The organism is Bradyrhizobium sp. sBnM-33 (genome assembly GCF_032917945.1).
Taxonomy (GTDB): Bacteria; Pseudomonadota; Alphaproteobacteria; order Rhizobiales; family Xanthobacteraceae; genus Bradyrhizobium.
In genome coordinates, this window is sequence record NZ_CP136624.1 from 4,746,889 (window position 1) to 4,770,427 (window position 23,539).

Annotated in this window: 21 protein-coding genes and 5 pseudogenes; 23 read left to right on the forward strand and 3 right to left on the reverse strand. The window is 61.4% G+C overall.

Translation table 11 applies throughout. The annotated features are described in order from the left end of the window. The first annotated feature begins 10 nt into the window (after nt 1–10). The 23 genes and pseudogenes from RX328_RS22030 to RX328_RS22140 all read left to right on the forward strand — a co-directional run bounded on the left by RX328_RS22030 (nt 11) and on the right by RX328_RS22140 (nt 20,035). Nucleotides 11–1,247, forward strand: a pseudogene (locus RX328_RS22030) (urea ABC transporter substrate-binding protein). Nucleotides 1,248–1,351: 104 nt separating this feature from the next. Beyond that, a pseudogene (locus tag RX328_RS22035) lies at nt 1,352–2,223 on the forward strand (ABC transporter permease subunit). Nucleotides 2,224–2,236: 13 nt separating this feature from the next. After that, nucleotides 2,237–3,301, forward strand: a complete 1,065-nt coding sequence (locus tag RX328_RS22040; protein WP_213253987.1) for a branched-chain amino acid ABC transporter permease — start codon at nt 2,237–2,239, stop codon at nt 3,299–3,301. After that, on the forward strand, nt 3,301–4,017 hold the full coding sequence (locus tag RX328_RS22045; protein ID WP_213253988.1) for an ABC transporter ATP-binding protein: 717 nt from the start codon (nt 3,301–3,303) through the stop codon (nt 4,015–4,017). Before RX328_RS22040 ends, RX328_RS22045 begins: the two co-directional genes overlap by 1 nt. A 13-nt stretch (nt 4,018–4,030) precedes the next feature. Beyond that, on the forward strand, nt 4,031–4,750 hold the full coding sequence (locus RX328_RS22050) for an ABC transporter ATP-binding protein (RefSeq protein WP_409410875.1): 720 nt from the start codon (nt 4,031–4,033) through the stop codon (nt 4,748–4,750). 40 nt (nt 4,751–4,790) lie between these two features. Then, a complete protein-coding gene (locus RX328_RS22055) occupies nt 4,791–5,780 on the forward strand; it encodes an acetamidase/formamidase family protein (RefSeq protein WP_213253990.1) in 990 nt (329 codons plus the stop codon). Nucleotides 5,781–5,794: 14 nt separating this feature from the next. After that, nucleotides 5,795–7,221, forward strand: a pseudogene (locus RX328_RS22060) (nitrilase-related carbon-nitrogen hydrolase). A 64-nt stretch (nt 7,222–7,285) separates the two neighbouring features. Continuing rightward, nucleotides 7,286–8,043, forward strand: a pseudogene (locus tag RX328_RS22065) (SDR family NAD(P)-dependent oxidoreductase). A gap of 574 nt (nt 8,044–8,617) precedes the next feature. Further along, a pseudogene (locus tag RX328_RS22070) lies at nt 8,618–8,952 on the forward strand (c-type cytochrome); the annotation flags it as partial. 550 nt (nt 8,953–9,502) lie between these two features. Beyond that, nucleotides 9,503–10,834 carry an ABC transporter substrate-binding protein gene (locus RX328_RS22075; protein ID WP_213254012.1) on the forward strand — a complete coding sequence of 444 codons (1,332 nt, stop codon included), beginning with the start codon at nt 9,503–9,505 and terminating at the stop codon, nt 10,832–10,834. A 106-nt stretch (nt 10,835–10,940) separates the two neighbouring features. Beyond that, a complete protein-coding gene (locus tag RX328_RS22080) occupies nt 10,941–11,900 on the forward strand; it encodes a carbohydrate ABC transporter permease (RefSeq protein ID WP_213253991.1) in 960 nt (319 codons plus the stop codon). Beyond that, a complete protein-coding gene (locus RX328_RS22085) occupies nt 11,897–12,850 on the forward strand; it encodes a carbohydrate ABC transporter permease (RefSeq protein ID WP_213253992.1) in 954 nt (317 codons plus the stop codon). The genes RX328_RS22080 and RX328_RS22085 overlap by 4 nt, the downstream gene beginning before the upstream one ends. Continuing rightward, entirely contained in the window at nt 12,847–13,059 is a 213-nt protein-coding gene (locus RX328_RS22090; RefSeq protein WP_213253993.1) for a hypothetical protein, read from the forward strand. Before RX328_RS22085 ends, RX328_RS22090 begins: the two co-directional genes overlap by 4 nt. 5 nt (nt 13,060–13,064) lie before the next feature. Continuing rightward, nucleotides 13,065–14,162: an ABC transporter ATP-binding protein gene (locus RX328_RS22095; protein ID WP_213253994.1), complete on the forward strand. Its 1,098-nt coding sequence runs from the start codon at nt 13,065–13,067 to the stop codon at nt 14,160–14,162. Then, entirely contained in the window at nt 14,155–15,162 is a 1,008-nt protein-coding gene (locus tag RX328_RS22100; protein ID WP_213253995.1) for an ABC transporter ATP-binding protein, read from the forward strand. Before RX328_RS22095 ends, RX328_RS22100 begins: the two co-directional genes overlap by 8 nt. Continuing rightward, on the forward strand, nt 15,159–15,773 hold the full coding sequence (gene dhaL / locus RX328_RS22105; protein ID WP_213253996.1) for a dihydroxyacetone kinase subunit DhaL: 615 nt from the start codon (nt 15,159–15,161) through the stop codon (nt 15,771–15,773). The genes RX328_RS22100 and dhaL overlap by 4 nt, the downstream gene beginning before the upstream one ends. Continuing rightward, nucleotides 15,770–16,171 carry a dihydroxyacetone kinase phosphoryl donor subunit DhaM gene (gene dhaM / locus RX328_RS22110; protein ID WP_213253997.1) on the forward strand — a complete coding sequence of 134 codons (402 nt, stop codon included), beginning with the start codon at nt 15,770–15,772 and terminating at the stop codon, nt 16,169–16,171. Before dhaL ends, dhaM begins: the two co-directional genes overlap by 4 nt. Next, nucleotides 16,164–16,478: an HPr family phosphocarrier protein gene (locus tag RX328_RS22115; protein WP_213253998.1), complete on the forward strand. Its 315-nt coding sequence runs from the start codon at nt 16,164–16,166 to the stop codon at nt 16,476–16,478. Before dhaM ends, RX328_RS22115 begins: the two co-directional genes overlap by 8 nt. 5 nt (nt 16,479–16,483) lie before the next feature. After that, nucleotides 16,484–18,082, forward strand: coding sequence for a phosphoenolpyruvate--protein phosphotransferase (gene ptsP / locus RX328_RS22120; RefSeq protein ID WP_213253999.1), 1,599 nt, complete (start codon nt 16,484–16,486; stop codon nt 18,080–18,082). Continuing rightward, nucleotides 18,079–18,510: a hypothetical protein gene (locus RX328_RS22125; RefSeq protein WP_213254000.1), complete on the forward strand. Its 432-nt coding sequence runs from the start codon at nt 18,079–18,081 to the stop codon at nt 18,508–18,510. Before ptsP ends, RX328_RS22125 begins: the two co-directional genes overlap by 4 nt. 42 nt (nt 18,511–18,552) lie before the next feature. Then, a complete protein-coding gene (gene dhaK / locus RX328_RS22130; RefSeq protein ID WP_213254001.1) occupies nt 18,553–19,542 on the forward strand; it encodes a dihydroxyacetone kinase subunit DhaK in 990 nt (329 codons plus the stop codon). After that, the gene (locus RX328_RS22135; RefSeq protein WP_213254002.1) at nt 19,542–19,796 is read left to right on the forward strand and encodes a hypothetical protein; all 255 of its coding nucleotides are present in this window, start codon (nt 19,542–19,544) and stop codon (nt 19,794–19,796) included. Before dhaK ends, RX328_RS22135 begins: the two co-directional genes overlap by 1 nt. Continuing rightward, nucleotides 19,793–20,035, forward strand: a complete 243-nt coding sequence (locus tag RX328_RS22140) for a hypothetical protein (RefSeq protein ID WP_213254003.1) — start codon at nt 19,793–19,795, stop codon at nt 20,033–20,035. The genes RX328_RS22135 and RX328_RS22140 overlap by 4 nt, the downstream gene beginning before the upstream one ends. A gap of 638 nt (nt 20,036–20,673) precedes the next feature. Here the strand turns inward: RX328_RS22140 and RX328_RS22145 are convergent. From RX328_RS22145 to RX328_RS22155, 3 genes are all read right to left on the reverse strand, one after another. Then, the gene (locus tag RX328_RS22145; protein ID WP_213254004.1) at nt 20,674–21,246 is read right to left on the reverse strand and encodes a hypothetical protein; all 573 of its coding nucleotides are present in this window, start codon (nt 21,244–21,246) and stop codon (nt 20,674–20,676) included. A 675-nt stretch (nt 21,247–21,921) separates the two neighbouring features. Beyond that, nucleotides 21,922–22,284, reverse strand: a complete 363-nt coding sequence (locus RX328_RS22150) for a hypothetical protein (RefSeq protein WP_213254005.1) — start codon at nt 22,282–22,284, stop codon at nt 21,922–21,924. A 321-nt stretch (nt 22,285–22,605) separates the two neighbouring features. Beyond that, on the reverse strand, nt 22,606–23,124 hold the full coding sequence (locus RX328_RS22155) for a hypothetical protein (RefSeq protein ID WP_213254006.1): 519 nt from the start codon (nt 23,122–23,124) through the stop codon (nt 22,606–22,608). Between the last annotated feature and the right edge of the window lie 415 nt (nt 23,125–23,539).

Genomic DNA, 23,539 nt, shown 5'->3' on the forward strand with positions numbered 1-23,539 from the left:
AGACACCGACATGACCAGAAGTGTATTGCGGGGGCTGCGCGCCGTAGCCCTCACGGGGACGCTTGTCCTCGCGGCAGGTGCGGCGTTTGCGGCAGACCCCATCAAGCTCGGGGTACTGGAGGATCAATCCGGCGATTTCGCGGCGGCCACCATTGGCAAGGTGCACGCGATCCAGCTTGCGACCGAGGAGATCAACAAGGCTGGCGGCATCGCCGGCCGTCCGATCGAGCTCGTTACTTACGACCCAGTCCGACAACACCCGCTATCAGGAATTCATGCGCCGGGTGCTGCAGCGTGACAAGGTCGACGTGGTGTTCGCCGGCTTTTCGTCCGCTTCGCGCGAAGCCTATCGCCCGATCGTCGATCAATTCAACGGCTTTGCGTTCTACAACAATCAGTATGAAGGCGGCGTCTGTGACGGCCACATGATCGTCACTGGCGCGGTGCCGGAGCAGCAGTTTTCCACGCTAATTCCCTACATGATGGAGAAATACGGCAAGAATGTCTACACGCTCGCCGCCGACTACAATTTCGGCCAGATCTCGGCGGAATGGGTGCGCAAGATCGTCAAGGAGAACGGCGGCAAGATGGCCGGCGAGGAGTTCATCCCGCTCGGCGTGTCGCAGTTCTCCCAAAGTATCCAGAACATTCAGAAAGCAAAACCGGATTTCGTGGTGACGCTCTTGGTCGGCACCGCGCAGGCCTCCTATTATGAACAAGCGGCATCCGCCAACGTCAATCTGCCGATGGCCTCCTCGGTCAATGTCGGGCAGGGATATGAGCACAAGCGCTTCAAGCCGCCGAGCCTGAAGGACATGTACGTCACCACCAACTACATCGAGGAGATCGACTCCCCGACCAGCAAGGCGTTCTTCGCCAAGTTCAAGGCCAAGTTCCCGAGCGAGCCCTATGTGAATCAGGAAGCCGAGAATTCCTATCTCGCGGTCTACCTTTACAAGCAGATGGTGGAACGGGCGAAGTCGACCAAGCGGGAAGACATTCGCAAGGTGATCGCGGCCGGCGACGTCTGCATGGATGCCCCGGAAGGCAAGGTCTGCATCGATCCGAAGAGCCAGCACATGTCGCACACCATCTATCTCGCCAAGGTCGGTGCCGATCACTCGATCTCGTTCCCGAAAGTCTGGGAGGACATCAAGCCGTATTGGCTGGGTGATGCGGGCTGCGACCTAACCAAGAAGGATCCGATGGCACAGTACACGCCGTCAAACCCGCCGCCGAAACCCTGACCGTGGCGTCGGCGTCGGCCCGGTGGGTACTCATGGCCGCCGGGGCGATGGTCACTTTAACTATTGAAGTATCGTAGCCTGCATCCCCATCATCCGGTCGGTTCATGGACATCGCGACACTCGCCTTCTCGGCGCTCTATCAATTCGGCGATGCTTTCGCTTTCCTGGTGCTGTCGGCATGCGGGCTGGCGGTGATCTTCGGCATGATGGGCGTGATTAATCTCGCACATGGCGAGTTCATCATGTGCGGCGCCTATGTGACGGCTTCCACCGCTCATGCCGGGCTGCCGCTGCCGCTGGCGATCCTATCCGGCGCTATCGTAGCGGCCCTGGTCGGCGCGCTGGTTGAGCTCGTGGTGATCCGCCATCTCTATGACCGTCCCCTCGACACGATCGTCGCTACCTGGGGCCTTAGCCTGATTGCGACCCAGGGCACCTTGATCATGGTAGGCTCGACCATGGCCGGCGTCGGAACCCCGTTCGGCAGCTTTCAGGTCGGCGCGTATTCCTATTCGATCTACCGCCTCGTGCTGTTCGCCTCCGCGCTCGGCGTGCTCGGCGGCCTCTATGCGCTGTTCAACTGGACCCGCTTTGGCGTGCTCGCCCGCGCCACTATCCAGGTGCCGCACATGGCGGCCGCACTCGGCGTCGACACCCGATTAATCTACAGCCTCACTTTTGCCTGCGGCGCCGGGCTCGCCGGCCTTGCCGGCGGTCTTTATGCGCCGACCATGACATTGGTGCCGACTATGGGCGCCACCTTCATCATGGAAGCCTTTGTCACCGTCGTGATCGGCGGCGCCGACGTGTTCCTTGGGACGGCACCCGCCGGCGCGGTTCTTGCGGTAGTGAAGTCGGTGATGACGTCGTGGCAGGGACAATTGTCGGCCAGATCGGTCTCTTGGTGGCTGTGATCATCGTCGTCCGGATACTGCCGAAGGGCATTTCCGGATTCCTGCTGCGCGAACGAACCTGAAGGATCCGCTGCAGTGAACGGATTGCCTGGTTTCCTCCGCCGCCTCGAAGGTCTGCAGACGATCGGCCGCGGCCCGGCGTTCTGGATCATCTTCGCCATCGTGCTCGCGATCGCGTGCGCCTATCCGCTGTTCAGCGACGGCTACACCGTCGGCAATACCGTGTATTTCTTCGTCTGGGTATTCATCGCGCTCAGCTTGTGCCTGATCTGGGGCTATGGCGGCTCGCTCTCGTTCGGCCAGACCGCGTTCTTCGGCATCGCTGGCTACAGCTACGGCATCCTCACCCTCAATTTCGGTGCCGCCTACGGCTTCACCCTGGTCGCGCTGGTGCTGGCGGTCGTCATCGCGGCGCTGTTCGCTTTGCTGCTCGGCTATTTCATGTTCTTCGGCCGTATCGCGGGCGTCTTCCTCGGCATCGTCACGCTGGCGGTGACCTTGATGCTGGAGCGCTTTATGGCCCAGACTGCGGGCCCCGAATGGCGCGTTGGCGTGGCGCGCCTCAACGGTTTCAACGGGATGAGCGCGATGTCGCCGCTAACGATTCCGTGGCCCGGCGGCGACATCGTGCTTTTTGCCGATATCGGGCTCTATTATTTCGTGCTTGGGCTCCTGGTGCTGGTCTATCTCGGCCTGCGTATCCTAATGAATTCGAGTTTCGGAAATGTCATCGTCGCGATCAGGGAGAATCCGGAACGCGCGGAAATGCTGGGCTACGACGTCCGCAAGTATCAGCTCATCACCTTTGTGATCGGGGCCGGGCTCGCGGGTCTTTCCGGCGTACTCTACACGGTGTGGGGGCAATACATCACGCCGTCGAGCATGGGCATGACCGCTGCGGCCCTGCCGTTGATCTGGGTCGCGGTCGGTGGCCGCAGCGATCTAACTTCGACTGTGATCGGCACGCTGGTGGTGCTCGCGGCCTTTCAGGCGCTGACCATCTATGGCAGCCAGTACGCGCTGGTCTTCATGGGCGTGCTGCTGGTGCTGACCGTGCTGATCGCGCCGAACGGGCTCGTGCTCGGCGCCATGAATCTTCTCTCTCGGCTCGTCGTACACCGCGGCAAGGGAGGCGTCTGATGGCGCTGCTCGAATTGCGCGGTCTGAACAAGCATTTCGGCGGCCTGCACCTCACCAATTCGGTCGACCTCGAACTCGAAGCCGGTGAAATCCATTGCCTGATCGGCCCGAACGGCGCCGGCAAGAGCACGCTGTTCCGGTTGATACTCGGCGAGCACCACCCCGGCAGCGGCAATATTTTGTTCGCCGGCGAGAACATCACTGCTCTGAAATCCTTTGCGCGCATTCACCGCGGGCTCTCGGTCAAATTCCAGGTGCCGGGCGTGTTCAAGGGCCTGTCGGTCCGTCAAAACCTCGAAATTGCTTTGCAGCGGCAGCACCATGGCGTCGAGCTTGCGCGCGAAATCGACCGACTGCTGACGTTCCTCAACCTTGAAGCCGACCAAGCGCAGACTGCAGGCAATCTCAGTCACGGGCAGAAGCAGTGGCTCGAGATCGGCATGGCGGTCGGCCTGAAGCCGCGGCTGTTGCTGCTCGACGAGCCGACCGCAGGCATGTCGCCGGAAGAGACGCACCAGACCGGCGAGATGGTTCAGCGGCTCAATGTAGACGGCATGACCGTGTTAGCGATCGAGCACGATATGGCCTTTGTGCGCCAAGTTGCGCAGCGGGTCACTGTGCTGCATCTCGGCCAAGTGTTCGCGCAAGGCTCGATCGAACAGATCGTCGCCGACGAGCGCGTCGCTGCCATCTATCTGGGGCAGGCCCATGTGTAGGGAGCCTGTGTCCGTGAAGTCGCGCAACGAAGTGATCCTCTCGACGCTGGGTTTGCGCGCGGGCTATGGCGGCAAGCCGGTGCTGCAGGGCCTTGAGATCGAGGTGCGGGAAGGCGAGATCGTCGCCGTGATTGGCCGCAACGGCGTCGGCAAGTCCACCTTGATGAAAAGCCTCATTGGCTTGGTGCCGGCGATGAGCGGATCGATCGTCTATCGCGGTGAAGCAGTAGAGCTGTTGCCGTCGCACAAGCGTGCGCGGCTCGGCATGGGCTACGTGCCGCAGGGCCGCGACGTATTTCCGCGCCTGACGGTCGCCGAGAACATCGTGGTCGGCGCCGCGATCAAGGGCGAGATTCCTCGATCCACCAAAAAGCGCATCTTGGACGCCTTTCCGATCCTGGCCGAGCGCTGGAGCCAGCGCGCCGGTACCCTGTCCGGCGGCCAGCAGCAGCAGCTCGCGATCGGGCGTGTGCTGATATCAGATCCCAACCTCATTTTGCTCGACGAGCCATCGGAAGGCATCCAGCCCAACATCGTCCAGGACATCGCCCGCAACATGGTCGAACTCAACCGTGCAACCGGCGTAACTATCATCCTGGTCGAGCAGAACCTCGACATGATCCGCGCCATGGCGCAGCGATGCTACGTCATGGACAAGGGCCGCATCGTCGCGAGCCTCGATCACGCCGCGCTCGACAACCAGGCGGAAATGCGCCGCCACCTCGCGGTTTGAAGCCGTTCCACGTCGCTAACAGCAGAGAAAGAGAACATCGATGGCCTGGCAAGACAATTCGATCATGGCAAGCAAGGGCGTCGCCAAAGGCAAACCTGGCATTCATCACATGATCACCGAAGCCGATCAGGGCAAGTACCATTATGTCTACGGTCCCTACGTCAAGCCGGTCCTCACCATCGATCCCGGCGCGGTGATCTCCGCCGAGACCCACGATGCGTTCGACGGTGCGATCAAGCACGAGACCGACAGTCCGACGAAAATTCTCAACTTCCCCTTCCTCAATCCGCAGAACGGGCCGATCTGGGTTAACGGCGCCGAGAAGGGCGATACGCTTGCGGTCTACATCGAGAGCATCGTGCCGCGGGGCCCGCAACCGCGTGGTACCACCGTCGTGATGCCGGAATTCGGCGGCCTGGTCGGCACCGGCCAGACCGCGCTGCTCAATCCGGCCTTGCCCGAGCGGGTCAAGAAGCTCGAGATCACGCTCGAGCACGGCACCAAATGGAATGATAAGATCACGTTGCCTTATGAACCCTTCATCGGCACCATCGGTACCTCGCCGGAGATTGAGGCGATCTCGTCGCTGGTGCCGGATTATTACGGTGGCAACATGGACCTGCCCGACGTCGGCGTCGGCGCGGTGGTCTATCTGCCTGTTAACACCAAGGGCGCGCTACTCTATCTCGGCGATTGCCATGCCGCACAGGGCGACGGCGAACTTTGCGGCGTCGCGATCGAGCATCCGACCGTGACTACGGTCCAGGTCGACCTGATCAAGGGCTGGAGCATCGCCTGGCCGCGGCTGGAGACCAAAGACTTTATCATGACGATCGGCTCGGCACGGCCGATGGAGGATGCCGCGCGCATCGCCTATCGCGAGCTGTGCCGCTGGATGGCGGCCGACTACGGTTTTGAGGAAATCGACGCTTACATGCTGCTGACGCAGGCCGGCCGCGTCCGGCTCGGCAACATGGTGGATCCAAAATACACGATGGGCGCCTCGATCAAGAAGTCGTTTTTGGTCTGAAGGGCGAGCCCGTGATGTCGCGCGTGCACAAGGTCGCCACCGTCCAGTTCGAGCCGACCATGTTCGAGAAGGAGCGCAACATCGCGCGGCTGATCGAACTCTGCGAGGCCGCGGCGCTGGCTGGCGCCCGGCTTATCGTCACCCCGGAGATGGGCACCACGGGTTACTGCTGGTTCGATCGGGCCGAGGTCGCGCCGTTCGTCGAGACGGTTCCGGGGCCGACCACGGACCGTTTCACCGCGCTCGCGCGCAGGCATGATTGCTACATCGTTATCGGCATGCCGGAGATCGACAGCGACGGCATCCATTTCAACTGCGCGGTGCTGATCGGGCCCGACGGCGTCATCGGTCGGCACCGCAAGTCGCACCCCTATATTTCGGAACCGACGGCGGCGACGGCTTTGCGGTCGCCGACATGGACCTCGACGCGACACGCGCGCGGCGTGTCGGCGGCGAGGCCGTGTTCGTCCAGCGTCGCCCCGAACTCTATGCCGGGCTGCTCTCCGATACGTTCAGCTGGAATCCGCGTGACTTCTTCAAGCTGTACGGCCACAGACCGTGGCCTCCGGGGCGGATTTCGCAGATTACGGTCGCGCAGATGCAGCCCGGCGGCGACGTCGAAGTAAATCTCGCCAGCATTGCTTCCCTCGCGCGACAGGCAAAACTTCAGAACGGATCTGATCTGGTCGTGTTTCCAGAGCTTGCGGTGAGCGGACTCGTCGAGACCGGCGCGCGGGCGCAGCCCATTCCGGGGCCGGTCACTGATCGGCTATGCCGACTGGCGGCGGAGCTGAACATGCAAATTGTCGTTGGCCTTGCCGAGCGTGACGGTGGTGCGATTTACAACAGCGCCTGCCTGATCGGGCCCGAAGGCCTCGTCGCGGTCTATCGCAAGATCCATCTGACGGACGCCGAGCGCAACTGGGCGAGCCCCGGCGACGCTTGGGTCGTGGCCGACACGCCGGTCGGACGCATCGGGCTTCTGATCGGTCACGACGCGTCATTTCCCGAAGCCGGCCGGATCCTCGCGCTTGAGGGATGCGACCTCATAGCCTGCCCGGCCGCGGTGAAGGAGCGTTTCAGCTCGCCGCATCCGGGATCTCTGGTGCCGCAGGACCATCCGATCCCAACCGGCGCCGATCCCTATCATTGGCATCACTTCCGGGTTCGCGCCGGCGAGAATAATTTATATTTCGCGTTCTCGAACGTGTTCAATCCCGAAGAAGGATACCCCGGCTTGAGCGGCGTGTTCGGGCCCGATACCTTCGAGTTTCCGCGCCGTGAGGCCATCGCGCCCGATGTCGAAGGTACGGCGACAGCCACGATGGACACGACCAATCTCGATACAGTCTATCCGACCAATGTCGTGCGCCGGAAAGATCTGGTCGCGATGCGGATGCCGCATAGCTACCGCGCGTTGATCACGAAGGCTGCGGATTGACGAGCAATACGAAGACATCGATCGAGCGAACGGATAGTGTGGCATCTCAACCGAGGAATGAACCGTGGATCTGGGACTGAAAGGTAAGAACGCCCTGGTGACGGGTGGCAGCAAGGGGAGCGGCCGTCAATCGCGGATCTGCTTGCAGCCGAAGGCGCCAATGTCGCCATCTGCGCGCGGCAGCCGGAACAGATCGACAGTGTGGTCACGGCGTTGAAGGGCAAGGGCGTCAAGGCCTGGGGCAAGCCGACTGATGTCGCCGACCCCGCCGCATTGAAGCAATGGGTGGTCGATGGCGCGGCGGCTGAACTCGGCGGCGCCGATATCCTGGTGTGCAACGTCAGTGCACTCGCGGTCGGCGACACCGCGGACACCTGGGAGGCGTCGTTCCGCACCGACATGATGCACACGGTTCATGCGGTGGTGGCAACCCTTCCTTATATGGAAAAATCAAACACGCCATCGATCGTCATCGTCTCCAGCGTCTCCGGGTTCGAGGTCGATTTCGCCGCCGGCTCGTACGGTGCCTTCAAGGCGGCGCTGATCCACTACGCCAAGGGATTGAGCAACCAGTTGGCCGCGAAAGGAATCCGAGTCAACGCGGTGTCACCAGGCAACACCTATTTCGAGGGTGGCATCTGGCAGAACATCGAGCATGGCTCGCCCGAGCTCTACAAGATGGCGATGGGCTTGAACCCGACCGGCCGGATGGGGACTGCGGAAGAAGTGGCCGTAGGAGTGGTCTTCGTCGCCAGCCCAATCGCGAGCCGTATCTCCGGTACCAACCTGATCATCGATGGTGCGCTGACAAAGGCGGTCTAGTCGGCCACACACCAACGACGGGTTGAGCCGCACAAAAACTTGCTGGGTGCGGTAGCGATAATAGGGATAATAGGGATAGGCCGGCATCACGTCGCACGCGCGGCTGAGTGCTGCGATGAGCGCAGGGTCCAGCGATCAGTCGACCGCGCGGATTTTGTCGCGAAGCTGGGCCTCGTGGCGCGCGCCGATGACGGCGGACGAGACGGTCGGACGCACGCTGTTGCCGGTCCTCGTGCCACGGCTTCCAGCGCGTCAACCACGCTCGCACGGACGTTGATCGACTCCAAATAATCACCAACGGCATCGATATCATCGGCGTTTGCTACGCATGCGACGTAGCCATCCGGTCGAATCAAGACAATCGCGTGGGGATCGAGAGGTGATCGAATCGCAGCATCGATGAGCTCGGAATACTTTTTGGCTAACGAGCTTACGTTGCTGCTGTTTGCGGCAAACAACGCAGAACGCGGCACGTCTCCTGAGCTACGGGAATTTGTCCAGCGATTGGTGCCAGGCGACGGCCAGGAGCGGGCAGGCCGATGTTGTGGGACCGTGGTCCGTGAAGCGAACTGTGTCCGCGTGTCACGGCGACAATGGTATTGGTGGCATCAAGGACCGCCTGGCCGGCGGACAGGGCACGCTCATATCGAACGCGCCGGTGAAGACCGTGGGCAGCTATAGCTCTATCCACGACCTGGTTCGATTACATTCACCGGGCGATGCCTTACCAGGCGCCGGGCTCACTCAGCAACGACGACACCTAGTCGCGGCCTAAATCCTGAGCCTGAACGGCATCGTGCCGCCCGATGGCAAACTCGATCGCGACAGCCTGCCGAAAGTGAGATGCCCAACCGAGACGGGTTCGTATCGGACACGGGGTTCGATCCGGCCAGGCTGTTCAGGAAGTAATGACGACGCTGTCCCTTCGGGTGATCGTCCTTGCGTCGGTCGCAACGATGTTGATAGGAGCACATGCCATGGCCGTCGAGGGCTTGATAACTCTCCGGAGCGCATTCGGGCCACAAGAGACCCGGCGAAATGAACACCTGATAAGTAATTGATTTCGTGGTGGGCCCGGCAGGACTCGAACCTGCAACCAGGCCGTTATGAGCGGCAGAATATCGTTCGGCTTCGTTAATTTTACTGAGTTATCGTTCGATTTCGATCGCGTTCGTTGTGCTTTATCGAGGTCGTTTCTGGTGCGAACCTGGTGCGGTTGCCCGGTTCGCCGTTCGGCCGATGCGCGTTCGCCTCGCGCCGCCGAGCTATAGACGCCTCTCCTCCAGCCATAAACAAATCGAGCTCACCGGTCCTTAAGAATCCGGGTAGCGCGAGGGAACGCCGTTTAGTGAATCAGATCGTCACGGACTGTGTCGCACTGCTCGAACCATTCGGGCAGGCAGGAACGCTGCGCCATGTCGATGGCCGGCTCAAATGGAGGGAAACGCGCATGAACACGATGAAGGCGCTTCTTGTTGCAGGTGGTGCCCTTGGCGCCGCGCTCGGTAGCGGAGCTACGACCACGCCCGCGCACGCGCAGCTTAAGACAATCACGCTGTGCTGGGCCGCGTGGGACCCGGCCAACGCGCTGGTCGAACTGTCGAAGGATTTTACCGCCAAGACCGGGATCGGCATGAAGTTCGAATTCGTGCCCTGGACCAATTATGCCGACCGCTTCCTGAACGAACTCAATTCGCGCGGCTCGCTGTGCGATCTCCTGATCGGCGATTCGCAGTGGATCGGCGGCGCCGCCGAGAACGGCCAATACGTCAAGCTGAATGACTTCTTCAAGAAGGAAGGCACCAGCATGGACGACTACATGCCGGCCACCGTGATCGGCTATTCGCAGTGGCCGAAGAACACGCCGAACTATTGGGCGCTACCGGCGATGGGCGACGCGGTAGGCTGGACCTATCGCAAGGACTGGTTTGCGCGGCCGGACGTGCAGGCGGACTTCAAGGCCAAATATGGCCGTGATCTCGCGGTGCCGAAGACGCTCGACGAACTCAGCGACATCGCCAAATTCTTCCAGGGGCGAGAGATCGACGGCAAGAAGGTCTATGGGGCGTCGATCTATACCGAGCGAGGTTCGGAAGGCATCACCATGGGCGTTTCGAATTATCTCTACGACTATGGCTTCAAATACCAGGACCCCAACAAGCCATATGCGATGGACGGTTTCGTCAACTCGGCGGGCGCCGTCAAGGGGCTCGAAGCCTACAAGGCGCTTTACAAATGCTGCACGCCTCCCGGCGCTTCCAACTCCTACATGTCGGAAGGTCTTGATGCCTTCAAGTCCGGCCAGGTGGCGCTGCAGATGAACTTCTTCGCCTTCTTCCCGGGTCTCTACAAGGATCCGAATGTCGGCGGCGACAAGATCGGCTTCTTCTCAAATCCTGCCGCCACCACCCGGGCAACCCAGCTCGGCGGACAGGGCATCTCTGTGGTCTCCTATTCCAAGAACCAGGGCGAAGCGCTGCAATACATCAAATGGTTCGCGGGCAATGATGTGCAGAAGAAGTGGTGGGCGCTGGGCGGCTATTCCTGCGCCAAATCCGTGCTGAACGACCCGAGCTTCCCGGACAGCGCTCCGTTCGCCAAGGAGTTCCTGACGTCGATGGGCATGGTGGTCGACTTCTGGGCCGAGCCCTCCTACGCGCAACTCCTGCAAGCCGAGCAGAAGCGGGTGCATGACTACGTGGTCGCCGACAAGGGCACCGCGCAGGAAGCGCTCGATGGGCTGGTGAAAGACTGGAAAGCCATCTTCAAGGTAGAAGGCAAGAAGTTCTAGGATAGCGGCCTGGAGCGCGGTTCTTCAGCGCTCCAGGCCATTCTCTCCGGCAATGCCGATACTTTTGGAAGCTGGCAATCGCAGCGCATCAGGACTAACCGACGCCATGAATGATTTGAGTGCCTCGTCGCAGATTACCTACGGCGCTGTGCCAGTACAGCCTGCAATTGTGCGCCGTATCCGGGGCTTGTCGGACGAGGCCCTCGCATGGCTCTTCATCACCCCGACGATGGTCCTCCTGCTGGCGATCAACATCTTCCCGCTGATCTGGACCATCTATCTGTCATTCACCAACTATCGGGCCAACCGGGCCAACGCGCCGGTGAAGTGGCTGGGGATCGATTGGTACCAGACGATCCTGACCGATCCGGATATCTGGGCGGCGATGCAGGTGACGGCGCACTTCGTGTTCTGGACCGTCGTTATCGAGACCGTGCTTGGATTCGGTCTTGCCTTCCTGATCGACAAGAAATTCCGCGGCCACGGCATATGGACCACGATCATCCTGCTACCGATGATGCTGTCACCGGCCGTGGTCGGCAATTTCTGGACGTTTCTCTACCAGCCGCAGATCGGGCTTTTCAACTATGTGGTCGCTTTCCTCACCGGCCGCTCCGCATCCTCGTTCCAGATGCTGGGCGACGTGACGCTCAGTCCCTGGGCAATCGTCATCGTCGATGCCTGGATGTGGACGCCTTATGTGATGCTGATCTGCCTTGCCGGCCTGCGATCGATTCCGGACTATATCTATGAGGCGGCGGAGGTCGACCGCGCGTCGAAATGGCGGCAGTTCTGGTCGATCACGCTGCCGATGGCGTTGCCGTTCATCATGCTCGCCGTCCTTTTCCGCGGCATCGAGAACTTCAAGATGTTCGACATGGTCAACCTGCTCACCGGGGGCGGGCCGGGTTCGACCACCGAGTTTGCCTCGATCACGCTGAAGCGCGCGGCGTTCGAGAGCTGGAGGACAGGCTATTCCTCGGCATTCGCGATCATCCTCTTCGTGACGGTGTTTGGACTAGCCAACATCTACGTCAAGGCGCTGAACCGGGTGAAGAGCCGATGAGCATCGCCAACACGGCCCATTCCGTCGTCGAACCATCGGTCAATACCAGGCGATTGGCGGGTTCGCTCGTGGTTCTCTATACCGTAATCACGATGATTCCGTTGGTCTGGATCGTTCTCACCTCATTCAAGTCGCCGGACGATGCGATCTCCTATCCGCCCAAAATCGTCTTTACCCCATCGCTCGAAGGTTACTGCAATCTTTTCACCACGCGATCCCGCCAGACGCCGGAATTCATCCGCACGCTAGGACCGCCGCAGGGGCTTTGCGACGACATTGCGCGCAGTCGCAATATGGTCGTCGCCGGACCGTCGAATTACGTACCGCGTTTCGTCAATTCGCTGGTCATCGCCTTTGGCTCGACCGTGCTCGCGGTCGCGCTCGGGACGTTGTCGGCCTACGGTTTCTCGCGGTTTCGGTTGCCCCTGAAGGACGATCTGTTGTTCTTTATCCTGTCGACGCGAATGATGCCACCCATCGCGGTCGCGATCCCGATCTATCTAATGTACCGCGCCATCGGGCTGTCGGACACCCGGCTCGGCATGATCCTGCTCTATACTTCGGTGAACGTCTCGCTCGCCGTTTGGCTGCTGAAAGGTTTCATCGACGAGATCCCGCGCGAGTACGAGGAAGCGGCCATGATCGACGGCTATACCCGCTTTCAGGCCTTTGTGAAGGTGGTGCTGCCGCAGGCAACGACAGGAATCGCGGCAACCGCGATCTTCTGCCTGATATTCGCCTGGAACGAATACGCCTTCGCGGTGCTGCTGACCTCCGGCAATGCGCAGACGGCGCCCCCGTTCATTCCGATCATCATCGGGGAAGGCGGGCAGGATTGGCCCGCGGTTGCCGCCGGCACGACGCTGTTTCTGGTGCCGATCGTCGTTTTCACCGTGTTGTTGCGCAAGCATCTGCTGCGCGGCATCACCTTTGGTGCGGTGCGCAAATGAGCCTCGATGCACATACCCCTATGCCGGTTCGCGGCTTCGCGGACAGAATTCTGCGGCGTGGTCCGCTGGAAGCCATCGCGACGACGATTATTGCCGCGGGCGTCGTCATGCTGATGCAGCCGTTTTCGCTGACGCTCTATTCCTGGTCGTTCGCGACCACGCTGTTCGGTACCGTGCTGTTCACCATTGTCTCCAAGGTCAGGGAGTAGGGCGGATGGCGCAAATAAGGGTCGAAGCGCTCGACAAATCCTTCGCCGATTTCCATGCCGTGAAGGCTGCGAGTTTCACCGTGGAAGACGGCCAATTCCTCTGCCTGCTCGGGCCCTCAGGCTGCGGCAAGACGACGACGCTGCGCATGATTGCCGGACTGGAATTGCCGACGGCCGGCATCATCCGGCTCGATGGCGAGGATGTCACGATGAACCGCGCGTCGGCCCGCGATATCGCCTTCGTGTTCCAGCTGTTCGCCCTCTATCCGCACATGAATGTGCGGCGCAACATCGGCTTTCCCCTGAAATGCGAGGGTATCGGCGCGGCGGAGGCGCACCGGCGGGTGGTGGAGGCCGCGCGCATCCTGCGCATTTCGCATCTGCTGGACCGGCCGGTGTCGGGACTTGCCGGGGGCGATCGGCAGCGCGTCGCGCTCGGGCGGGCAATTGTGCGCAAGCCGAAATGCTTCCTGATGGACGAGCCGCTCGGCGCACTCGATACCGAAATGCGCGAGGCGATGATCCATGAATTGCGCGCGCTGCATGACCGGCTCGGAGCAACGACGGTCTATGTCACGCATGACCAGCTCGAGGCCATGGCGATGGCTGATATGATCGCCGTGATGAACAACGGCGTCGTCGAGCAGATCGCGAGCCCACGCGACATTTATGACCGGCCTGCGTCGCTCTTCGTTGCGGACTTCATTGGCTCGCCGCCGATGAACTTCCTACCGTTCCGCGGCAGCCTGCAAGCCGGCGCGCAGGCGATCCGGCTCGGCGATCGCGACGTGACCGTTCCCGCGGCGCGTGAGGCGCTGCCGGAAAGCGATCTCGTCCTCGGGGTCAGGCCCGAGCATGTGCGTTTTTCCGATCGCGGCGTCGTGCGTGGCGAGGTCTATGGGTCGGAGTACCTAGGCACCACGCAGATCGTGACCGTGACGACGCGCTATGGCGCGCTGAAGGCCCGGTCGCCTGCCAGCGTCCCGTTCCGGACCGGAGAGAATGTCGGGCTCGACTTCCGGCCCGATACGCTGTCGATCTTTGACAAGACGTCGGGCAGGGCTGTCCGAACCGTGTTGCATGAGGGAGGCGCGCATGGCTGAGGTCGAGATCAGGGCGGTTTCCAAGGCGTTCAAGAAGACGCAGGCTGTCAGCGACCTGTCGTTGACCGTCGGCGACGGCGAATTCGTTGCCTTGCTCGGGCCGACGGGTGCGGGCAAGACGACGACACTACGCCTCATCGCCGGACTGGAAATGCCGGACCGTGGTTCGATCCGGATCGGCGGCCGCGACGTGACCGGCGATGCGCCGGCCGATCGCGACATTGCTTTTGTGTTCCAGCAATATTCGCTGTATCCGCATCTGAGCGTGTTCGAGAACATGGCTTTTGCGTTACGCGCGCCGATCCGCCGCATCCCGGAAGCCGAGATCCGCGCAAAAGTGCACGAGGTCGCGCGTCTTCTCCACATCGAAACCAAACTGGACAACAAGGCAACGCAGTTGTCGGGCGGACAGATGCAGCGGGTTGCGATCGGCCGGGCCCTGGTGCGTTCGCCCTCGATCTATCTGATGGACGAGCCGCTCTCCTCGCTGGATGCCAAGCTGCGCGGCGAAATGCGGCTTGAACTCAAGCGCATCCAGACCGATCTCGGCGCGACCATCCTCTATGTCACCCATGATCAGACCGAAGCGATGACCATGGCTTCGCGCATCGGCGTCATCGAGGGCGGGCGGCTGCTGCAGATAGGAACGCCACGTGAGATCTACGAGAACCCGATCAACGCCCATGTCGCTGCGCGGCTTGGCCAGCCGGCGATCAACCTGTTGCCGGCGGTTCTGTTTGCCGGCGCGCCGGTCGGGGCCAGGACCGTCGGCGCGCGTACCGAGCACCTGACGATCGCGCGCGGCGGCGGTGATGTTCAGGCGACCGTCAAGCGGATCGAACATCTCGGCGACCAGAGCCACCTCCATCTCGACCTTGGCGGCCAATCGGTCGTGACGCTGTCCGACCCCGAAGCGAGGCTCGGCGCCGGGGATATCGTCTCGCTTCGCCTCAACAAGCCGCTGTTCTTCGATGCAGATGGCGGGAGGGTCGCGGCATGAGTCTCGATCGGGCAGCGAGGGAAAAACTGGTGCGGGCGCTCGCAGCGTCGATGATCGAACACGCCGAGGAACTGACCAGCCTCGACCAAGCGATCGGCGACGGCGATCACGGATTGAACATGAAGCGCGGTTTCGAGGCCGTGCTTGCGACACTGCCCGGCCTCGCGGACAAATCTTTGCCGGAGATGCTGAAGTCGATTGGAATGACGCTGGTCATGAAGGTCGGCGGCGCCTCCGGGCCACTGGTCGGCACCTTCTTCATGGAACTCGGCAAGGGGCTTCCGGAGCTGCCGGCGCGCACTGATCTCGTCGCGGCGGCGGAAAAAGCGATCGACGCGGTCAAGATGCGCGGGCGTTCGGAGGCAGGGCAGAAAACCCTGCTGGATGTTCTGGTGCCGGTGCAAGCTGCGTTTGCAGGCGGCGGCGATGCCAGGGCGATTGCGGCCGAGGCGGCGCAAGCTGCCGATCGCACGACGCCCATGCTCGCGACCCGCGGCCGCGCGTCCTTCCTCGGCGAAAGATCCATCGGCCATATGGACCCGGGATCCCGCTCGGCGTCCCTGTTGATCAGCGCTGCCGTTGCGGCACTGGAATTCGAGGCAACATCATGAGCAGTTCAAGTTCCGGCAATGTCGGCATCGTCATCGTTTCGCATTCCTCCAAAATCGCGGAAGGCGCGGCGGATATGGTGCGCCAGATGGTAGGCAATGCCGTGCCGCTGGCCTGGACCGGCGGCGACACCGATGGCGGGCTCGGCACCAATGTCGCCGGTATCCTGGAGGCAATCGAGGCGGCCTGGTCGTCGGCCGGCGTGGCGATCCTGGTCGATCTTGGCGGGGCGGAGACGAATTCGGAGATGGCGGTAGAGATGCTGGCCGAAGATCGACGTGCGCGCGTCGTTGTCTGCAATGCGCCGGTGGTGGAGGGCGCCGTGATCGCAGCGACCGAGTCCTCGGGCGGTTCGTCACTTGCTGCCGTCAAACGTAGCGCGGAGGAATTCTATGCATGATGTCCACGCCAGCCGGGCGTCTAACGCCTTCGTGCCGCTGATGGCCTCGGCGGTTCTCGTCAATGCCGTCGGTCTTCATGCGCGGCCGTCGGTCAAGCTCACGCAGTGCGCGAAACGCTTTGCGGCGAAGATCGAACTCGCGCTTGCGCCGGACGGTCCCTGGACGGATGCGAAGAGCCCGGTAAAGGTGATGCGCGTCAAGGCCCCGCAGGGAGCGACGCTGCATTTCCGCGTCGCCGGCCCCGATGGCAAGGCAGCACTTGCTGCCGTGCTTGCGCTGGTGCATGACGGTTTCGGCGAGGCCTGATCGCGGTGGCAGAGATTCATCTCATCGGCCGTGCTGCCTCGCCGGGTCTCGCGATCGGACCGGTCACCATGCTGACTGCGGCTGTGGCCAGGCGGACGGCGAGCGACGATCCCGCGCAGGAGGCGGCGGCACTGCGGGCGGCAATTGAAGGCGCGAGGGCGGAGATCGCCGAGCAGATCAAGACGATTCGGGGCGAGGTGGCCGACATTCTGGAATTCCAGGTCGCCATGCTTGAAGATGATGCGCTGGCGGATGCGGCATATGAGGTCATCTCGGAAGGGATCACTGCCCACCATGCCTGGCGCTTGGCGCTCGACGTGGAGATAGAAGGCTATCGCACTGCCGAAGATGAATATTTTCGTGCCCGTGCCGCGGACATCGTCGACATCCGCGACCGCGTGCTCGCGCATTTGAGCGGCGTGGACACGGTCGCCAGGATTACCGGTGGCTCGATCGTGGCGGCTGACGACATCACGCCTTCCGCTTTTCTTGCCGCCGACTGGTCGCACGGCGGCGCCATCGCGCTGGCCGGGGGCTCACCTTCCTCGCATGTCGCGATGTTGGCGCGGGCGCGCGGGGCGCCCATGGTCGTCGGGCTCGGTCCGTTGTCGTGGAACGGGCAGCCGCCGGCGCTGGCCCTGGTCGACGGCGATGCCGGCACCGTGATCTTCGATCCCGAGCCGGAGACGCGCCGCCAGTTCGAGCAGCGCATGGCGGCTGCGAACGCCGCGCAGGCTGCCGCCGAGGCCGGCTGCGTTACCCCTGCCTACACCGCCGACAGGCGGCGGATCGCGGTACTGCTCAACGTCACGGCTTCTGAAGACCTCGCAAGCCTCGATCCCGCGATCTGCGACGGTATCGGTCTTGTACGCACGGAATTCCTGTTCGAGGCGTCCCATGGCCTGCCGGACGAGGACACGCAGTATGTGATCTATCGGCGCATTCTTGAGTGGGCCGAGGGAAGACCGGTGACGATCCGCACCCTCGATGCTGGCGGCGACAAGCCGATCGCCGGCCTGACGGTTGACGGCGAGAGCAATCCGTTTCTCGGCCTTCGCGGCATTCGCCTCTCGCTTGCGCGACCGGAGGTGTTTCGCGTGCAACTGCGGGCGCTGTCGCGAGCGGCGGTGCACGGGGTACTGAAAGTGATGCTGCCGATGATCGCCGTTCCCGGAGAACTCGATCGTGCCGGTGTCATGCTTGACGCGGAGTTCGCGGCGCTCAGGGCGGAAGGGACCGCTTGCGCCCGGCCGCCGCTCGGTATCATGATCGAGGTTCCGGCGGCGGCGCTCTGCGCCGAGGATTTCGACGCTGCGTTCTATTCGATCGGATCGAACGATCTGACCCAGTATACGATGGCTGCGGCGCGCGATATCAGTTCGGTCGCCGAGCTCAACGATGCGGGCCATCCAGCAGTACTGGCGCTGATCGCCCGGACCGTCGAGGCCGCACGCAAGCGCGATGTCGAGGTCTCGCTCTGCGGCGACGCTGCCGCCGACACCCGCCTGACGACGGCGCTGCTTGCGACCGGACTGACGAGCCTTTCGGTGGCACCGGTTGCGGTAGCGCGGCTCAAGGCGGCGATCGCAAAGGTAGGGTCATGACGAACGAAGCACGCGAAGATACCCGCGGGCCTGGCGACAGCAATGTCGCTGACTACAAGCTCATCCTGCGGCGGGTACTCGACAACCGGCCTTCCGGGACCCGGCTCAAGCTCGCGGCGGCGCTGGGCAAGAACCGCTCCTTCGTGACCCAGATCACCAATCCGGCCTATCTGGTGCCGATTCCGGCGAAACATGTCGCGATTATCTTTGATGTCTGCCATCTGTCCGGCGCCGAGCGCGCGGCATTCCTGGCAGCCTACGGACGCGCGCATCCGGGCCGGCTGCGCACATCCCATCGCGAAGCGCGCACGCGCACCATCGCAGTGACGGTGCCGGATCTCGGCGACGACAAGAAGAACCGCGCGCTCGAACAACTCGTCATCGATTTTGCGGCGCAGCTCGCGCGCTACGCCGAGAGCGTCGGGTGATGGATTGATCCGGACCGAAAAATGAGTCACGGGAGGGCGTTTATGAAAAAGCTGATCAACGGCGCCGATACGGTACTCGAAGAAAGTCTTGACGGCTTTGCGGCCGCTCATGCGGATATTCTGCTTCTTGGTGCCGAACGCAAATTCGTGCGCCGCCGCACGTTGAAGTCCGGCAAGGTTGCCCTGATTTCAGGCGGCGGTTCAGGGCATGAGCCATTGCATGCGGGCTTTGTCGGCCGCGGTATGCTCGATGCCGCCTGTCCCGGCCAGGTCTTCACCTCGCCGACGCCAGACCAGATGATCGAGGCTGCAGAGGCCGTCGATACCGGCGCAGGCGTGCTATTCATCGTCAAGAACTACGAAGGCGATGTAATGAATTTCACCATGGCCGCCGAGATGGCCGGCCGGGAAGTGGCGAGCGTGGTGACCAACGACGACGTGGCGGTGGAGAAATCGACCTACACGACCGGTCGCCGCGGTGTTGCGGGCACGCTGATCGTGGAAAAGATGGTCGGTGCCGCGGCCGAGGCCGGAATGCCGCTAGCCGCTCTCAAGGCGCTTGGCGAGGAAATCAACCGGCGCACGCGCTCGATGGGTGTGGCGCTGTCGCCGTGCACCGTTCCGGCGGCGGGGCGGCCGAACTTCACGCTGGCTGACGACGAAATGGAAATGGGTGTCGGCATTCATGGCGAACCGGGCCGGCGCCGGGTCCGGCTGGCTTCCGCCGATGCGATTGCCGAGGAACTCGTTGGCGCGATCCTCAAGGACCTTGCGCCGGAGTCGGGCAGTGAAGTTCTGCTTCTCGTCAACGGGTTCGGCGCAACGCCGCTGATCGAACTCTATTTGATGGTCAACAGCGCTAGGCGGATTCTGGGCGGCGCGGGGATCAAAGCGACGCGTTTCCTGACCGGGTCCTACGTCACTTCGCTCGACATGGCCGGCGCCTCGGTCACGGTATCGGTGCTCGATGACCAAGCGAAGGAGTTGTGGGATGCGCCGGTGCACACCGCAGCGCTGCGCTGGGGCGCCTGATGCGTTACTTGTCCGGGCTGCCTGGCGCGGGCTCGATCGCATTGCGGATCTATCTGGGCTTTGCGCTGGCGCTTCTTGCCATCGTGGCCGCCAACGGCTGGCTCCAGGTGCACAGCATGACGACGCTGTTCGATGGATTTACTTCCTCCGTCGAGATAGTGGACAACGCCAATGACCTGCAGACGATCGTCGCCGACGTGCAACGTACGGTCGGCGACTTCGTCCGGGACGGATCGGCGGAGAAGAGGTGTTGATCCAGCTCACCCGACACATCGATGCCTCCCACAAGGTGGCCAATCTGCTCCGGTCCTATTCCCAGAAAAGCAAAAAGCAGGAATCTCCTAATCTCCGGATTTACATCGATCTGCTTAGGCAGCAGGCGGCCGAAAGCCTTTCGATTGCGCGATTGTCCCGGGCAACTCTTGATCAGAAAGTGCGGTTACCCAAAAATGGCGGTGGGCCGACGCCTTGGGATAGAGAAGAGGACGAGTGACCCCATGCCCAAGCACACTCGCGCTGGTCAGAATATTCGTTGGATCGAGATGCATTGCGTGACGCCGTTTGGTCCTGATCGCGGCAGCGTGTTCAGACTGAACGATGCCGAGAAGCCCACTATTTGCCAGATATATGTTTGCTAACAACAGGACGGACCGAGAATCGGCAATCTGGCGGGATACATCGCCCTGCTACACCTGTGCGGTGTCGAGGCGTTGGTTAATGATCGCTACTTCGAATTGAGGTCAGTAGCTGGACTGTATGGCGGTCGGCAGGGCTTACTTTCACCCGCAGCTCAAGCGTGAAGGTGAGGTTATAGTTTGCCGCCGTCTGCGCACCCGATATCCAGCGGCGGCGTGACACCCGCGATGTCGGCTCATGGCACCTTTGAGACATGCCGACGGAAACTGAAAATGTCTGCTTATCGGCGTAGATCGGAAGTTGTCGGCGCACGGTCGAAATGACGCGTTTGACCCAATAAGAGACATGCAGCGAACCGCCTCTGGATCACCTAATCCGCCTGGGCAACCGCCTTGATCACTCTGCAGCCCGGTTTTTCGGAGACCATCGTTGAATTTCTTCCCCCAAATAAGAAAGCGATAAGACCCCAGGACAACAGCGGGGAAATCGCCGACACTAATTCCTTTGCTGCCACTGAATGAATTTTTCAAGCAGAGCTTGGGATGTATCGGGCCGTTCTTTAGCCGTTCCAGCGGCGGTGAGTTCGGAAACAGCGGGTTTCTGGTTTTCGCTTTCTTGCGTTGTTCGAAATTGCTTGAATCTCTGAAGCAGCGCTTGCGAGTCTTCGGACGTCACCTGAGCCGGCGTAGCCGATGCAGGAGTGGAAATGGAAACGGTAAGTTCGGAGGGATCACTTTTTGGCTTCGGAAATCCGTTTAGAAAAAGAAGCGCCACAACAGCAGTGACAATCGCGGCGGTAATTCCGCTAGCAGTGGCGAGCAGTGCGCGTGATGGACGGCGTTCGTGAACGAGTTGGGATTCCAGCGGACGGGTGTATTTGGCGAAAGCTTCCTCACGCATCCCATCAAAACGAGACAAGGAGGAAGCAGGAGGCAGACTGTCTTGTCTCGTCTGCTGCATCGAGTTTGATCGTGGGTCCGCTATGCTGCGCGCCGAGCGCGGTGCATAGTACAGCGGATCTTGCGGACTAACGGGATTGGCATGGTCGTTCGCCCTAACGAAACTCATTTACGCTACTCCACACAATGTCAGACCGATTGCATCAAAATCTTTTTGCCATTGCGGTCCTTGGGTTTCTAGGCGGGAAGCTCGTCGCGCAAGTCTAGCGAGTCATTTGGGTTGAGTCATCTCTAAACCCATCGTCGCAACCGTGGTCCAACTTGCTGATGGAGCGAACCGTCTGGTGATAATAGGTGAACCACACGCTGACTATTTGCAGTCTCAAATCCGAACAACAGTAACAACTGCTCAGTTGATCTTGATGTCTTCGGCGCACGTTGAGCCATGATTGAGCGCCGAGCAACTTCGCGCGCAACGGCCGCAACCGTTGAAGTGGACGGCGGTGAAGTGGCTCATCTGAACAGCGAGGGCGTTCGTGATATCAGCAGCGCCCCTGAGTCTTTCTAATGATTGACGCGATTCCTTTGTCATTGAAATAATCCTCGGCAAAGTCGAAGCTCTACCGAAATGGCGATTGATGCGTCCATTAGATCTCGCGGTTAACCCTGTCGATGAACGTTAATGGGCGCGTGCGGCAAGTCCACTATCCGCTTTCCCGACCGAGCCGGCGATCTATTCCATATCGGCGTGAAGCGGAAAGATCGGATTGCGGCCTGATTAAGTATTCGGTGAAAGAGCCAACCACCTCTTGCGTCGCCGGCCTGCAGTGAGTGAGGTTAGGATTTAAGAGGCAACGGCGACCGTCAAGTTCATCAGGGCCGCCAGTTCAAGTTGGCTCGGATCACGCTCACCTGCGGCTGCGCGCGCGAAAATGCCTCTTGCGACCTCTGCTTGATTGAAGGGCGTGCACATAGCAGCCGGTAGTGACGCAACGGCTCTATCAAAAACGTCCCCAAAAAGAGAGAGTTCTTCTGGATCATAGACAACACTTTGTTCGCACAACATTAGCGCCGCTCCCCTGCTTATCATCGCGCTGTCGCTTCGCAGTTTTGCCAAAGCGTTTGTCCGCGTTGAGGCAAAACGGCGACCGATCAGCGACGCGCGCAGCGCCCCCAAGGCGCTGTCGAAGTTTGCTACTAACGCCATGGCGTCGCATTTCTGCCGGCAATCCCTCGAGGCTTGGCGTTAGGCTTAACCCGCCGGATCACAGCCATACGAAAAGACTACCATCGTCGAGATCAAACGACCAAGCCGTTCCGCAGCAATCTGTGCCGCAAAGGGAAACGCGCTTATCAGTTTCGCCCAGCAATCTCGGGCATCAGCGCGGGAGCGACACTGATCCCGTCGGAGGCGAGGGGCGAGGGACCGACGATGACTGCGCAGCCGATGACTGCGCTCTGGGTTGCGAGGGTTTCTGCTGCGGGATGGGGCCACCTGGGACGGGGACGATGGCGTGTATAGCATCTTCTATCTGATGTCCTCCTCGACGGCCTGCAGTGTCGCAATGTTCTGGACCATCTGTTCTTGCTTGGCAGCGAGCTGCTCTACGCTGCGTCGCACGCTATCGAGATTGGACGCCAAGGACTCAAGCTGCTGCGCCGAGGCAGGGGGAGTTACAGCCACGACTGGCGGCTTTGTCGCCGAAACTGGTAACAACCAGTCCAGCGTTGGAACCCTGGCTACCATCATCTCCCTTGCTGCGCCACCGTAGGACTGCCAGGCCAGCATTGCGCCGACACCGATGAGAACCGCAATAAAAAACCGGGTAAGGGTGCGGAACATTCGCCTGCCGATCGAAGGCCGGCTGCTGGCGGCCCAATCGTCCGTGAGGCTGGAGGAATGAGCATGGATCGACGGCTTCTTGGGCTGAATACCAATGCGCTGATCGGATTGGGCGTGTGGATCGCGCGCATGCCCGCCAGACGTATTTGCTTCGCCGGTCCGCCACTCCTTCGGCACGAGTGGTGGGCTTTGCGAGTACGCCATTGGTACCTCCCCCGGTGGTCCTCCTAACCATTGACGGAAGAGGCCATCCTTGATTTGACAGAAGCGAGGCAGGAGCGCAGCGGCCCTAGGGCGATTGTGAGATCGCCGCACGATTAGCGCCGTCAGATTCACGCTCCTTCTTCACGGCAATACGCCAACTATTTGCTCGAGCGCTGCGCGCGGTCACACCACAATGATATCTGCAAAGAAGGCACAGCTGATATCAAGGCAACGATCGTCGCCGGACGTGGCCGCTTGCCGTTTGTCGCATGAAAGTGAGACGTCGATGAGTGGCCTTGGCCTGCCCCCAAGATTGCCGATGTCTGCTGGAAGAGGCCCAAGCCAGTCAAATAAAATTCTTTGGAGGTGGTGAACTTCCGTAACGGGTCAATCGCGTCACTTTTGACCGTGTGCC